Origin of the sequence: Wenzhouxiangella sp. XN79A, assembly GCF_012272825.1 — a bacterium.
Taxonomy (GTDB): domain Bacteria; phylum Pseudomonadota; class Gammaproteobacteria; order Xanthomonadales; family Wenzhouxiangellaceae.
This window is the reverse complement of the sequence record NZ_JAAWWS010000122.1, coordinates 75403-88042: the sequence shown is the minus strand read 5'-3', so window position 1 is coordinate 88042 and position 12640 is coordinate 75403. Positions and strand designations below refer to the sequence as shown.

10 protein-coding genes are annotated in these 12640 nt (G+C 68.1%); 6 read left to right on the top strand and 4 right to left on the bottom strand.

Features of this window, described 5'->3' with window-relative positions; translation table 11 throughout:
* The first annotated feature begins 67 nt into the window (after positions 1 to 67).
* Positions 68 to 271: a DUF2892 domain-containing protein gene (locus HFP89_RS00950; protein WP_168715762.1), complete on the top strand. Its 204-nt coding sequence runs from the start codon at positions 68 to 70 to the stop codon at positions 269 to 271.
* The gene (locus HFP89_RS00945) at positions 268 to 858 is read left to right on the top strand and encodes a DUF3365 domain-containing protein (RefSeq protein WP_168715761.1); all 591 of its coding nucleotides are present in this window, start codon (positions 268 to 270) and stop codon (positions 856 to 858) included. The genes HFP89_RS00950 and HFP89_RS00945 overlap by 4 nt, the downstream gene beginning before the upstream one ends.
* 60 nt (positions 859 to 918) lie before the next feature.
* Here HFP89_RS00945 and cydC read toward each other — a convergent pair whose 3' ends face one another.
* Genes cydC through HFP89_RS00925 form a run of 4 tightly spaced genes read right to left on the bottom strand, consistent with a single transcriptional unit; the run spans position 919 to position 6715 of the window.
* Positions 919 to 2604 carry a thiol reductant ABC exporter subunit CydC gene (cydC, locus tag HFP89_RS00940; protein ID WP_168715760.1) on the bottom strand — a complete coding sequence of 562 codons (1686 nt, stop codon included), beginning with the start codon at positions 2602 to 2604 and terminating at the stop codon, positions 919 to 921.
* Positions 2601 to 4319: a thiol reductant ABC exporter subunit CydD gene (cydD, locus tag HFP89_RS00935; RefSeq protein WP_168715759.1), complete on the bottom strand. Its 1719-nt coding sequence runs from the start codon at positions 4317 to 4319 to the stop codon at positions 2601 to 2603. The genes cydC and cydD overlap by 4 nt, the downstream gene beginning before the upstream one ends.
* Positions 4300 to 5304, bottom strand: a complete 1005-nt coding sequence (gene cydB / locus HFP89_RS00930; RefSeq protein ID WP_168715758.1) for a cytochrome d ubiquinol oxidase subunit II — start codon at positions 5302 to 5304, stop codon at positions 4300 to 4302. Before cydB ends, cydD begins: the two co-directional genes overlap by 20 nt.
* Position 5305: 1 nt before the next feature.
* Positions 5306 to 6715: a cytochrome ubiquinol oxidase subunit I gene (locus HFP89_RS00925; protein ID WP_168715757.1), complete on the bottom strand. Its 1410-nt coding sequence runs from the start codon at positions 6713 to 6715 to the stop codon at positions 5306 to 5308.
* 351 nt (positions 6716 to 7066) lie between these two features.
* On the opposite strand from HFP89_RS00925, the gene HFP89_RS00920 reads away from it, so the two are divergent.
* From HFP89_RS00920 to HFP89_RS00905, 4 genes are all read left to right on the top strand, one after another.
* Positions 7067 to 8170, top strand: a complete 1104-nt coding sequence (locus tag HFP89_RS00920) for a Glu/Leu/Phe/Val dehydrogenase (RefSeq protein ID WP_168715756.1) — start codon at positions 7067 to 7069, stop codon at positions 8168 to 8170.
* 146 nt (positions 8171 to 8316) lie between these two features.
* Positions 8317 to 9465 carry an acyl-CoA dehydrogenase family protein gene (locus tag HFP89_RS00915; RefSeq protein WP_168715755.1) on the top strand — a complete coding sequence of 383 codons (1149 nt, stop codon included), beginning with the start codon at positions 8317 to 8319 and terminating at the stop codon, positions 9463 to 9465.
* 88 nt (positions 9466 to 9553) lie between these two features.
* A complete protein-coding gene (locus HFP89_RS00910; RefSeq protein ID WP_168715754.1) occupies positions 9554 to 11383 on the top strand; it encodes an SLC13 family permease in 1830 nt (609 codons plus the stop codon).
* Positions 11384 to 11459: 76 nt separating this feature from the next.
* Positions 11460 to 12629: an acetyl-CoA C-acyltransferase gene (locus HFP89_RS00905; protein ID WP_168715753.1), complete on the top strand. Its 1170-nt coding sequence runs from the start codon at positions 11460 to 11462 to the stop codon at positions 12627 to 12629.
* The last annotated feature ends 11 nt before the right edge of the window (positions 12630 to 12640 follow it).

The following is a 12640-nucleotide window of genomic DNA, read 5'->3' as shown; positions in this document are numbered from 1 at the left end:
CGCCGTTCGCTTGACAATATATTAGTGTTTTCTTATATTGTATTCAAGTCCCGAACGGTACCTTGCCATGAATATCGATCGATTCGTCTTCGCGTTTGCCGGCACGATGATCCTCGTCAGCCTGGTCCTGTCGCAGCTGCACAGCGTGTACTGGCTGGTCCTGACCGCGTTCGTCGGCGTGAACATGCTACAGGCCGCGTTCACCGGTTTCTGTCCGCTGGCGATCCTTCTTCGCCGCCTGGGTCGCCCGACGGGCGCGGCCTTCGAATGAATACCGTCCAGCGAATTGCACTCGGCGCCGTCGTGCTGGGCTGCAGCCACGCCGCGCTCCCGGTCGCGGCCGGCGAGGCGGCACCTGAATGGGTCGACCGGGCCCGCTCATCCGCCGGCACCCTGGCCAGCCGGCTCCAGCAGGAGCTGCAGGCAGCGATTGCCGAAGGCGGGCCGGTACAGGGGATCGAGACCTGCCGCATCCGGGCCCCGGAAATCGCCGAGGAGACCTCGAGCGAGCGGGCCCGGGTCGGCAGGACGGCGCTGCGTGTGCGCAACCCCGACAATGCACCGGACGCCTGGGAAGCCGGGGTTCTACAGGATTTCGAGCAACGAATCGCAGCCGGGGCGAGCCCGGCCGAGCTGGAAACCTGGATCGAAACCGACCTCGACGGTCGTGCGACCGGTCGCTGGATGAAGGCCATTCCGACCCAACCGCTGTGCGTGACCTGTCACGGCGAGACCCTGGCGCCCGAACTGGCCGAAGCGATCGAGGCGGCCTATCCCGCCGACGCGGCGACCGGGTTCGCCCCGGGCGATCTGCGCGGCGCGTTCACCGTCGAAGTCGTTCTCGACGCCGGCGACTGATCGGTTGATCCGCATGGGTCCGGGCGCGTTCGGACCGGCCCGATCGAGTCGATTCCGCGATCAGGTCGTTTCCAGGCGTCCATCGACCAGACGAAGCCGCCGATCGATGGATCCGGGCCCGAACCGGTCGTGCGACAGCACGAGCAGGGTTCGACCGACGATCCAGGGTTCGATGCCGGCCATCACGCGCTTCGCGGTCGGGCCGTCGAGGCCGGCCAGCGGCTCATCGAGGACCAGCACCGGGCTGCGGGTCAGCAACAGGCGCGCCAGCGTCAGCCGACGCGCCTGGCCCCCGGACAGACCGACGCCCCGCTCGCCCAGCCAGGTCGCCATCCCGTGGCTCAAGCCGTCGCACCACGATGCCAGGTCGACGGCAGCCAGAACCGCGTCCAGCCGCGCCCGCGAGGCTTCGGGGTCGCCGATTCTCAGGTTGGCTTCCAGCGTGTCGCGGAACAGCCGCGGGGACTGTTCCAGTCGCCCGACGCGGCGATAGCGTTCGGCTTCGACCTCGCCGAACAGATCCTCGCCGTTGAAGCGCACCCTGCCCCGCTCGGGCACCAGTTCGCCGGCCGCGATCCGACCGAGCGTCGTCTTGCCGCCGCCGCTGACGCCTTCGATCAGGACCCGTTCCCCGGGGGCCAGGGCCAGGTCCACACCTCGCAGAACATCGCCGGAGGCCGGGCCCCAACCGAACCGGACCCGGTCGAGCGCCAGCGCCGCACCGCGCGCCATTGCCGAACCGCCTGAAGCGGTGGTGGCAGCCAGTCCGTCGAATTCACCGGGGTTCGCCGTCTCGCCCAGCGCCTCGATCCGGTCGGCGGCCTGGGCGCAGTTGGCGCGCAATACCCAGCCGGCAGGCGTGGCCTGCCAGGCCTCGACCAGGCCCAGCATGACCAGCGCCAGCGCCACTGCCACCGGCCCCGCCAGCGCCCCTTCGACGGCCAGCCGCAAGCCGCCGATCAGGACCAGCCAGAACGCGAGGTAGCCGAGCGCCGCGATGCCTGCTTGACCGAGCGCTTCGACCCGGCGCTGATGCCTCTGGGCATCGACGAGGCGGCGGGCGCGCGCGACCAGGCGCTCGCTCCGCTCGGCGGCGCGATCGAGGCTGATCAATTCGCCCAGTCCGTCGAGCCAGGTCGTCAGCTCGCTGCGAAGCACGGCATTGTCCTCGACCAGCCGGCGACCCGCCGGAGCGCTGATCCGCCGCAACGCCGCCAGCAGCGCCAGTGCCGAAAGCAGCAACCCCAGCGGTGCGAACCACAGCGCCGGGGCGAGCAGCACCACGGCCGCCGCGGCCAGCAGCGAACCACCGATCGCGGCGATGTTGGGCAGCCACCAGCGCGGCAGCAACAGCTCGAGCGCGTCGATGTCGCGGGTCAGCCGGGTCAGCAGGTCCCCGCTCACGATCCCGTCGAGTCGCCGGACCGGCCAGCGCATCAGGCGCTGGAAGGCATCGAGCCGCAGCGAGGCGAGTTGACGCAGCATGGCATCGTGTCCGGCCAGCCGTTCGCCGTAGCGGGCCACGGTGCGACCCACCGCGCTCCCGCGGATCACCGCCCCGGGGGCGAAGATGTCGATCATCGCCAGTACGCCGAGACCGACCAGGCCGGCCGCCGTGATCAGCCAGCCCGACACCGCCAGCAGCGTGACGGCAAGACCGATCCCGAGCAAGGCCAGCAGCGCGGCGAGCAGCGCGTAGCGTCCGGTTGCGCCGGACCACGGCAGCAGGCGCCTCGGCCCGTTCATGCCACGCTCTCCTCGGTCCACCGGTCGCCATCGATCCGCACTACCCGGTCGACGTGACGCAGCATGCCCGGACGGTGACTGGCAGCCAGCACGGTGGCCGGCCGCGCGGCCAGCAAGCGCTCCAGCGAGCTCAACACGTCGGCCTCGCCCTGCGGGTCGAGGTGCGCGGTCGGCTCGTCGAGCAGGATCAGCGGACGCGGCCGCAGCAGCGCCCGAGCCAGCGCGACGCGCTGCATCTGGCCGCCGGACAGTCGGTGACCGTTCTCGCCGACCGGCGCGTCGAGACCCTCGGGCAGGCGCCGCGCGAAGGTCATGACACCGGCGAGCTCGGCAATCGCCTCGACCGCATCGCGATCGGCTTCGCGCCAGCCCAGCGCGATGTTGTCGTACAAGGAGCCAGCGAACAGGGTCGGCCGCTGACCGAGCCAGGCGATCCGCGCGGCCCGCTCGGCATCGCTCCAACCCTCGGTCGACTCGCCGTCCAGTTCGATCCGCCCGGCCTCGGGATGCAGGAAACCGGCCAGCAGGTCGATCAGGGTGCTCTTGCCGGCCCCGCTCGGCCCGACCAGCGCAACCCGTTCACCGGCGGCCACGTCCAGCATCTGGCCGTCGAACAGCGGGGGCCGGCCGCGGTGGGCGAAGCGCAGCCCACGGATCCGGACCGCGATCGCCGGCGGACTCGGCACCGCGGTCGATACCGGCCGCGCCGCCCGGTCCATCGGCGTGGGCGCCGGCGTCTTCGCCCGACCGAGCAGATCGCGCAACTCACCGACCGCGGCGCCTGCATCGGCGCGATCGTGCCAGCCCTGCGACAGCGCACGCAGCGGCGCGAAGTACTCCGGTGCCAGCAGCAGGACGAACAGCCCGCCGGCCAGGGTCAGCTCACCGGCCGGCCCGAAGGTCAGAAAGCCCAGCAACCCCATCCCGACGTAGATCGCGACCGCGGCGATCGCGACCGAGGCGAAGAACTCCAGCACGGCCGACGACAGGAACGCCAGCTTCAGCACGTTCATCGAGGCCCGTCGCAGTTCCTCGGTGCGCTGCGCCACGGCCGCGGACGTCGCCGACTCGGCCGCGAAGCGACGCAGCGTCGCCGCCCCGCGCAAGCGATCGAGAAACCAGCCGCCCAGCCGGCCCAGTGCATCGACCTGCTGCCGCGCCCGGGCCTCGGCGCCCCAGCCGATCAGGACCATGAAGACCGGGATCAGCGGTGCACTGAACAACAAAAACAGCCCGGCGATCCAGTCGACGGCAAACACCGCGACCAGCAGGACCGGCGGCAGGATCGCCGCCGCGAACTGCTGGGGCAGGAACCGGGCGTAGTAGGGATCGAGCTTTTCGATCTGCTCGTCGAACGCCGCCAGGACCCGCCCCGTCGGCGGCGCGTCCACCGGGCCGGCGCCGCGCAGCGCCGCGAGCACGGCCTGCCTCAATTCGACCCGGATGCGCGCGGAGGCATCCGCCGCGATCCAGCCCCGAACCCCGAGCACCGTCGCGCGCAGCAGCAGCACGCCCAGCAATGCCGCCGGCGCCGCCAGGCCGATCGGCACCTCCGCGACCAGCGCCCGGTGGCACAACCAGGCAATCAGTCCGGCCTGGCCGACGACCAGCAGCGACTCGATCGTGGCCAGCCCCACCAGTGCCGGGCGGAGCCAGCCCGGCGCCCGGCCGGCCAGCCAGGCGCCGGGCGCAGGCTCAGTGGTAGCCGTCGCCATCCCGGACCTTGCCGCGGAACACCCAGTAGTTGAACGCGGTGTAGACCAGGATGACCGGGATCAGGAACAGCACGCCCAGCAGCAGGAACAACTGGCTGCCCGGCGCCGAGGCGGCGTCCCAGAAGGTGTAGTCCGGCGGCACGGCATACGGCCACATCGAAATCAGCAGGCCCAGGTAGAACAGCCCGAACAGCACCATCGAACCGACGAACGGGACGACGTCGCGGCGTTCCCGCAACGCTCGCCAGACCCAGAACGAGGCCGCCAGCGTGAGTACCGGGAACAGCCAGAGCCAGGCGATCCCGTCCAGCCAGCGCGCCTGGACGAACGGTTTGGACAACGGCGTCCACAGGCTGACCACGACGAAGAACGCGAGCACGCCGATCAGCAGGCGCTCGCTGATCCGGAAGGCCCAGTCCTGCGTGGCCCCCTCCGTCTTCATCACCGTCCAGGTCGCACCGAGCAATGCATACCCGGTGACCACGCCCACGCCGGTCATCACGGTGAACGGCGTGAGCCAGTCGAAGGCCCCCCCGGCATACTGGAAATCGACCACCTCGAAGCCCTGGATGTAGGCACCGACCACGGCCCCCTGGGCGAAGGCCGCTACGGTCGAGCCGATATTGAACGAGCGGTCCCACCAGTGGCGCGAAGCGGGCGAGGCCTTGAACCGGAACTCGAAGGCGATGCCGCGGAAGATCAGGCCCGCCACCAGCAGGAAGACGCCGATGTACAGCGCCGGCAGGAATACCGCGTAGACCAGCGGAAACGCCGCCAGCAGGCCGGCACCGCCGAGGATCAGCCAGGTTTCGTTGCCGTCCCAGATCGGCGCCACCGAGTTCATCATCCGATCGCGCGAGGCGTCGTCCGGCGCGAACGGAAACAGGATGCCGACGCCGAGATCGAAGCCGTCCATCAGGACATACATGAAGATCCCGATGCCGATGATCCCGAGCCAGATCAGGGTCAGGTCGATGGTTTCCATATCAGCCCTCCGCTGCCGGTGTCTCGCCGTTGAAGTTCAAGGGATTGGCCGACAGCGGCCGCTTCGGCCGGGCGGAGTCGAAATCGTGCGCCTGCTCGATCGGGTCCGGTCCGGCCAGAATGACCTGGCGCAGGTAGTACAGGCCGGCACCGAACACCACCGCATAGACCGAGATGTAACCGATCAGCGTGGTCAGCGCCATGCCGCCGGACAGCGACGGGGTGACCGCGTCCTCGACCCGCATCAGGCCGTGGACGATCCAGGGTTGACGGCCGATCTCGGTGACGAACCAGCCGGCCAGCACCGCGATGAACGGCAAGGGCGAGACCCAGGAGATCACCCGCAGCAGCCGCCTGGAGTCGAACAGCCGGCCGCGGAACAGCTGGACTGCGGAGACCCATGACAGGAGGATGAAGAACACGCCCAGACCGACCATGACCCGGAAGCTCCAGAACACCGGCCCGACCGGTGGACGGTCCTCCGCCGGCACCGATTTCAGACCCTGGACCTCGCCGTCGAGCGAGTGGGTCAGGATCAGGCTGCCGAGCTTCGGAATCGCGACCTCGAAATGGTTTTCCTCGGCATCGGCATCCGGAATCGCGAACAGGATCAGCGGCGCGCCGCGCTGCGTTTCCCAGTGCCCCTCCATGGCGGCCACCTTCATCGGCTGGTGCTCGAAGGTGTTCAGGCCATGAAGGTCGCCGACGAACATCTGCAGCGGGGTGGCGATCGCGAGCATCACCACGGTCATCTTCAGCGCGATCCGGCTGGAGCGCGGATTGCGGTCGCGCACCAGGTACCAGGCACTGACCGCGGCCACCACCAGCCCGCCGGTGATGAACGAGGCCAGCGCCATGTGCGCGAACCGGTACGGCAGCGACGGGTTGAAGATCGCCTGCAGCCAGGAGGTGACCTGGAAATGCCCGTCGATCAGTTCCACGCCGGCCGGGGTATGGAACCAGCTGTTGGTCGACAGGATCCAGAACGACGAGATGAAGGTGCCGATCGCGACCATGCAGGCGGCCAGCAGGTGCAGGCCCGGCGGCACCCGGCTGCGACCGAACAGCAGCACGCCGAGGAAGGTCGCCTCGAGGAAGAAGGCGGTCACGACTTCGTAGCTCAGCACCGGGCCGAGGAAGTTCGAGGCGGCGAACGAGAACTGCGACCAGTTGGTGCCGAACTGGAACGCCATGACGATGCCCGAGACCACGCCCATGCCGAACACCACGGCGAAGATCTTGATCCAGAACTGCGACAGTTTTTCGAGCACCGGGTCCGGCTTGCGGTAGTTCAGGGCTTCAAGCAGCGCGATCCACGCGGCGAGGCCGATCGTGAAGACCGGAAAGATCGCGTGGAACGACACCACGAAGGCGAACTGGATGCGTGACAGAAGGAGAGGATCGAGCTCCATGGCGAGACTCCGGAAAGCCGACGTATATCGTAACAATCTAATGTGATCGATCGGATCGAAACGCGCCCGCAACCGACCGGTCCTGCGACCCCGCCGTTTCGTCGGCGGTTCCGCTCGACAGCCCGCCAACACTAGCATTCGAGCGTCGGCATTCCGACAACGCCGAGTCCGGCATCGAGAATCCCTCCGATCGGAACCTCGGCGGCCCGAATCCGCTAAAATAACCGGCTGAGTCGGGTCGGACTCCGCATGCAGGAGCCCGCCCCCGCTCGTTCATCCCCGCCGGTCTCGGGGGCCGGCTTCATCGCCCGTCGATTCGCGCCGACAGAAGCGCGAAGTCTGGAGGACTGAATGCATCTTTTCGAAACGATCCACACGACCGAGCATGAGCAGGTCGTGTTCTGCCACAACAAGGACGCGGGCCTCAAGGGCATCATCGCGATCCACAACACCACCCTCGGTCCGGCGCTCGGCGGCCTGCGGATGTGGCCCTACGCCACCGAGCAGGAAGCGCTGGACGACGTCCTGCGGCTGTCGCGCGGCATGACCTACAAGGCCGCCGTGGCCGGTCTGAACCTGGGCGGCGGGAAGTCGGTGCTGATCGGCGATCCGCGGACCGACAAGTCCGAAGCGTTGTTCCGCGCCTTCGGCCGCTTCATCGATTCGATGAACGGCCGTTACATCACCGCAGAAGACGTCGGTATCGACGTCAACGACATGGAGTACGTGTTCCAGGAAACCGACAATTGCGTCGGCGTTCACCAGGTCCACGGCGGCTCCGGCGATCCGTCGCCGTTTACCGCCTTCGGCACCCTGCAGGGCATTCGCGCGAGCCTGCAGCACAAGTTCGGCAACGAGGACGTCGGCAGTTTCAGCTACGCCGTCCAGGGCGTCGGCCACGTCGGCTACGAACTGGTCAAGCTGCTGCGCAACGAAGGCGCCAAGGTCTTCGTCACCGACATCAACGAAGAGGCCGTCCAGGCCTGCGTCGAGCTCGGCTGCGAAGCGGTCGGTCTCGACGAGATCTACGAAGTCGACGCCGACGTGTTCTGCCCGACCGCGCTGGGCGCGGTGGTCAACGAGCAGACGATTCCCCGCTTCAAGTTCAAGGTCGTCTGCGGCGCGGCCAACAACCAGCTGGCGACCGACCAGTGCGGCGACGAGCTGGAGAACCGGGGCATCCTCTACGCGCCGGACTACGCCGTCAATGCCGGCGGCCTGATGAACGTCTCGATCGAGTTCGAAGGCTACAACCGGGAACGCGCCAAGCGCATGATGCGGACCATCTACTACAACGTCTCGAAGATCTTCCAGATCGCCGACCGGGACGGCATTCCGACCTGGAAGGCCGCCGACCGGATGGCCGAGGAGCGGATCACGACCATCGGCAAGCTGAAGCTGCCGTTCATGGGTCGCGCCCACCGCTTCCCGGGCCGCGAACGCGGCAACCACTGACCGGGATCGGGCACGGCGGCCTGCGCCGCGCCCTGCCCCGCCCGTCGACGTTGACCCGGCGCCCGCGGGCGCCCCGTAGGCTCGCCGGGGTCGACCCCGAGGGGGTCACGAATCCCGTCGAGCCCTGAGATCCGGAGATCGAGAGCATGAAGCTGTCCGAAGACATCGAACTGCTGCGCGAGTCCGTGCGGCGATTCGCCGAAGACGCCATCGCGCCGCGCGCGGCCGAAATCGACGAATCCAACGAGTTTCCACAGGACCTCTGGCCGATGCTCGGCGAAATGGGCCTGCTCGGCATCACCGTGCCGGAGTCGCTGGGCGGCGCGGACATGGGCTACCTGGCTCACCTCGTCGCCATGGAAGAGATTTCCCGTGCCTCGGCCTCGGTCGGGCTGTCCTACGGTGCCCATTCCAACCTGTGCCTGGACAATCTCTACCGCAACGGCAGCGACGCCCAGCGGCAGAAGTACGTGCCGAAACTGGTGTCCGGCGAATTCAAGGGCGCGCTGGCGATGTCCGAGCCCGGCGCCGGCTCCGACGTGGTCGGATCGATGGCCTGCCGGGCCGAGAAGCGCGGCGACGTCTGGGTCGCCAACGGCTCGAAGATGTGGATCACCAACGGCCCGGAAGCCGACGTGCTGCTGGTCTACATGCGCACGGCCGGCAAGGAGGCCGGCTCGCGCTGCATGACGGCCTTCCTGATCGAGGACGGCATGCCGGGCTTCAAGAAGGCCCAGAAGCTCGACAAGCTCGGCATGCGCGGCTCCAACACCTGCGAGCTGGTGTTCGAGGACTGCGAGATTCCGGCAGACAACGTGCTCGGCGAGGTCGACGCCGGCGTCAAGATCCTGATGTCGGGGCTCAATTCCGAGCGGCTGGTGCTGTCCGGCGGACCGATCGGGATCATGCAGGCCTGCATGGACAACGTGCTGCCCTACGTGCGCGAGCGCAAGCAGTTCGAGCGTCGGCTCGGCGATTTCGGCCTGATGCAGGCCAAGATCGGCGACATGTACGCCGCGCTGCAGTCTTCGCGCGGTTTCGCCTACCAGCTCGGCGCGGCCTATGACGCGGGCGAGAAATCGCGTATCGACGCCGCGGCCTGCCTGCTGCACGCCTCGCGGAGCGCCGTCGAGGTGGCCCTGGAAGCGATCCAGGCGCTGGGCGGCAACGGCTACATCAACGAGTACCCGACCGGTCGCCTCCTGCGCGACGCCAAGCTCTACGACATCGGCGCCGGCACCAACGAGATCCGCCGCATGCTGATCGGCCGCGAGCTGGTCCACGAGCGTTCCTGAGCATTGCCAGAACCGCCCCCGTCGCCGTCCGCGACGGGGCGCACCCCTCTGGGGTAAGCTTCGCCCCTCGACCGGTCCGGGAGTCCAGATGACCTTCGAAATCGCGCTGGTGTTCGTGATCATTGCGTGCGCCCTGTACCTGTTCGCCACCGAAAAGCTGCCGGTGGACGTCACGGCCCTGGCGATCCTGGTCACCGTCATGGCCATCCCCGTGCTGTTCCACTCCCAGTGGCTGGTCGAGCGCGGCGTCGACCTGCAGGCGGCCTTCCCGACCGTCGGCGAAAGCCTGTCGGGGCTGTCCAGCACCGCCACGGTGACCGTGCTGTGCATGTTCATCCTGTCCGGCGGCATCCAGCGGTCCGGGCTGGTCCACCTGCTCGGCAAGCGGCTGTTTCCGATGGTCGGCAATTCCGAGATCCGCCAGATGATCGTGGTCGGCATCATGGTCGGCGTGGTTTCCGGCTTCATCAACAATACCGCAGCAGTGGCGATCGCGATTCCGCTGGTGCTGGACATGGCCCGCCGGTCCAACCTGCGTGCTTCGCGGGTCCTGATCCCGGTCAGTTTCTTCGGCATGCTCGGCGGCACGCTGACCCTGATCGGGACCTCGACGAACATCCTGGCCTCGGCGATCCTTGCCGAAGAGCCCGGCATCGATCGCGAGCTGGGCATGTTCGAGTTCACCCACGTCGGCCTGATCGTTCTGGCGACCGGCCTGGTCTATTTCCTGACCATCGGCCGCTGGCTGCTGCCGGCCCGTGATGCGCGGCCGGTCAACGAACAGGACGAGGAGACCTTCGTCATCGAGGTCGGCGTGCCGATCGGCAGCGCGCTGATCGAGAAGACCCTCGACGAGGCGAAGTTCGAAGCCTCCTCCGGGGTCGAGGTCATGAAGCTGACCCGAGGCGAGAAGACCTGGATCAAGCGTGCTCGCAGCACCCCGGTCCTGGCCGGCGACATCGTCATGGCGCGGGCGACGGTCCGTCAGATCATGGACCTGATCAAGGAATCCCAGGTCGACGTGCTGTCGGAATTCGGCGACGTGCGCAAGGCCCGTACCGATGGTCAGCTGGTGCCCATCCTGCTGCGCAACCGGGGCCTGTTCAACGGCCGCACCGCGCGCGCGGTGGATTTCTGGAAACGCTACCAGGGTCGGCTGATCGGCCTCGATACGCGCACGGTCCGGTCGCGCCGGCTGGCCCAGGAAAAACTGCACGTCGGCGAGATCGCGCTGCTCGAGATCTCCAAGACCGCGCTGGCCCGCCTGGCGAAGAATTCCGACGTGGTCGTGCTCGACGAATACGAGGACGACTTCGACACCCGGCGGATGCTGGTCGCCGGCAGCATCGTGGCCGCGGTCATCCTGCTCGCTGCCCTGACCCCGATGCCGATCGTGCTGACCGCGATCGCCGGCGTGATCGCGATGGTGGCCACCGGAACCGTCGCCAAGCAGGACATGTACGACGATGTCTCGTGGGACGTGATCTTCCTGCTTGCCGGCATCATCCCGCTGGGCATCGCGATGACCAAGTCCGGCGCCGCCGACTGGGTCAGTTCGCTGCTGGCCGGCTACGCCGCCGACTGGGATCCGATCTTCATCGTCATGGCGCTGTACGCAGTGACCACCATCCTGACCAGTATCCTCAGCAACAATGCCTCGGTCGTGATCCTGGTGCCGGTCGCCATCGCGCTCGGCGACATGCTCGGTCTCAACCCGATCCCGTTGACCATCGTGGTGATGTTCGCGGCATCGAACAGCTTCCTGACGCCCATCGGTTACCAGACCAACACGATGATCTTCGGCACCGGCGTGCTGCGCTTTTCCGATTTCCCCAAGGTCGGCGCACCGCTGAACCTGATCCTGATGGTCGTCACCAGTTACGCGGTGACCTGGTTCTGGCCACTCCAGGCGACCTGAACCCGGCCGGGCATCCCGAGCCGGGCTCCGAACCTGCGATAATGGGGGTTTGCCCGAGCAAGGATCGTTCCAGCATATGACCGACTCCATCGTCATCGCGGCCGCGCGCCGCACCGCAATCGGCTCGTTCCAGGGCCAGTTCGCCCCTGTCGCCGCCCCCGCGCTGGGATCGGCCGCCATCCGCGCCGCCGTGGCCGATGCCGGCGTGGACCCCGCCGAGATCTCCGAAGTGCTGATGGGCTGCGTGCTGCCGGCCGGCCTCGGCCAGGCACCGGCCCGCCAGGCCGCGCTGGGCGCCGACCTGCCGGTCTCGGTGGCCTGCACCACGCTGAACAAGGTCTGCGGTTCCGGCATGAAAGCGGTGATGCAGGGTCACGATGCGCTGGTCGCCGGTTCGGCCGACCTGGTCGTCGCCGGCGGCATGGAATCGATGTCGAATGCGCCCTACCTGGTCAAGCGCGGGCTGCGGATGGGCCACGACCAGCTGCTCGACCACATGTTCTTCGACGGCCTTCAGAATCCCTACGACGGCCAGATGATGGGCCAGTTCGGCGAGCAGTGCGTGGCGAAGTACGGCTTCACCCGTGAGCAGCAGGACGAGTTTTCGCGCGCCTCGGCCGAACGTGCGCAGGCCGCGATCGAGGCCGGCCGTTTCACCGCCGAAATCGCCCCGGTCAGCGTCAGGACCCGCAAGGGCGAGTCCGAGGTCGGCATCGACGAGGAACCCGGTCGGATCCTGCTCGACAGGATCGCAACGCTGCGGCCGGCGTTCGCCAGGGACGGCACCATCACCGCGGCCAGTTCGTCGAAGATTTCCGACGGTGCAGCGGCGCTGGTCCTGATGCGGGCCGGCGACGCCGAAGCGCGCGGCGCCGTGCCGCTGGCCCGGGTCGTTGCTCATGCCACCCATTCGCAGGAACCGGAATGGTTCACGACCGCGCCGGTCGGCGCGATGAAGAAGGTGCTCGACAAGGCCGGTTGGTCGGCCGCCGAGGTCGACCTGTTCGAAATCAACGAGGCCTTCGCAACGGTGACCATGGCGGCAATGCACGAACTCGAGCTGCCGCACGACCGGGTCAACGTCCACGGCGGCGCCTGCGCGCTCGGTCACCCGATCGGCGCCAGCGGTGCGCGCATCCTGGTCACGCTGATCCACGCCCTGACGGCCCGCGGCGGCAAGCGCGGCATCGCCTCGCTGTGCATCGGCGGCGGTGAGGCCACGGCGATCGCCGTCGAAGTCGGCTGAGCCCGGCGGTC

Excerpts from the sequence above, each read along its gene's own strand:
- HFP89_RS00950 (WP_168715762.1), top strand. The coding sequence starts at position 68 with ATGAATATCGATCGATTCGTCTTCGCGTTTGCCGGCACGATGATCCTC.
- HFP89_RS00925 (WP_168715757.1), bottom strand. The coding sequence starts at position 6,715 with ATGGAGCTCGATCCTCTCCTTCTGTCACGCATCCAGTTCGCCTTCGTG.
- HFP89_RS00910 (WP_168715754.1), top strand. The coding sequence starts at position 9,554 with ATGACCTTCGAAATCGCGCTGGTGTTCGTGATCATTGCGTGCGCCCTG.
- cydC (WP_168715760.1), bottom strand. The coding sequence starts at position 2,604 with ATGAACGGGCCGAGGCGCCTGCTGCCGTGGTCCGGCGCAACCGGACGC.
- HFP89_RS00920 (WP_168715756.1), top strand. The coding sequence starts at position 7,067 with ATGCATCTTTTCGAAACGATCCACACGACCGAGCATGAGCAGGTCGTG.
- cydD (WP_168715759.1), bottom strand. The coding sequence starts at position 4,319 with ATGGCGACGGCTACCACTGAGCCTGCGCCCGGCGCCTGGCTGGCCGGC.
- HFP89_RS00905 (WP_168715753.1), top strand. The coding sequence starts at position 11,460 with ATGACCGACTCCATCGTCATCGCGGCCGCGCGCCGCACCGCAATCGGC.
- cydB (WP_168715758.1), bottom strand. The coding sequence starts at position 5,304 with ATGGAAACCATCGACCTGACCCTGATCTGGCTCGGGATCATCGGCATC.
- HFP89_RS00945 (WP_168715761.1), top strand. The coding sequence starts at position 268 with ATGAATACCGTCCAGCGAATTGCACTCGGCGCCGTCGTGCTGGGCTGC.
- HFP89_RS00915 (WP_168715755.1), top strand. The coding sequence starts at position 8,317 with ATGAAGCTGTCCGAAGACATCGAACTGCTGCGCGAGTCCGTGCGGCGA.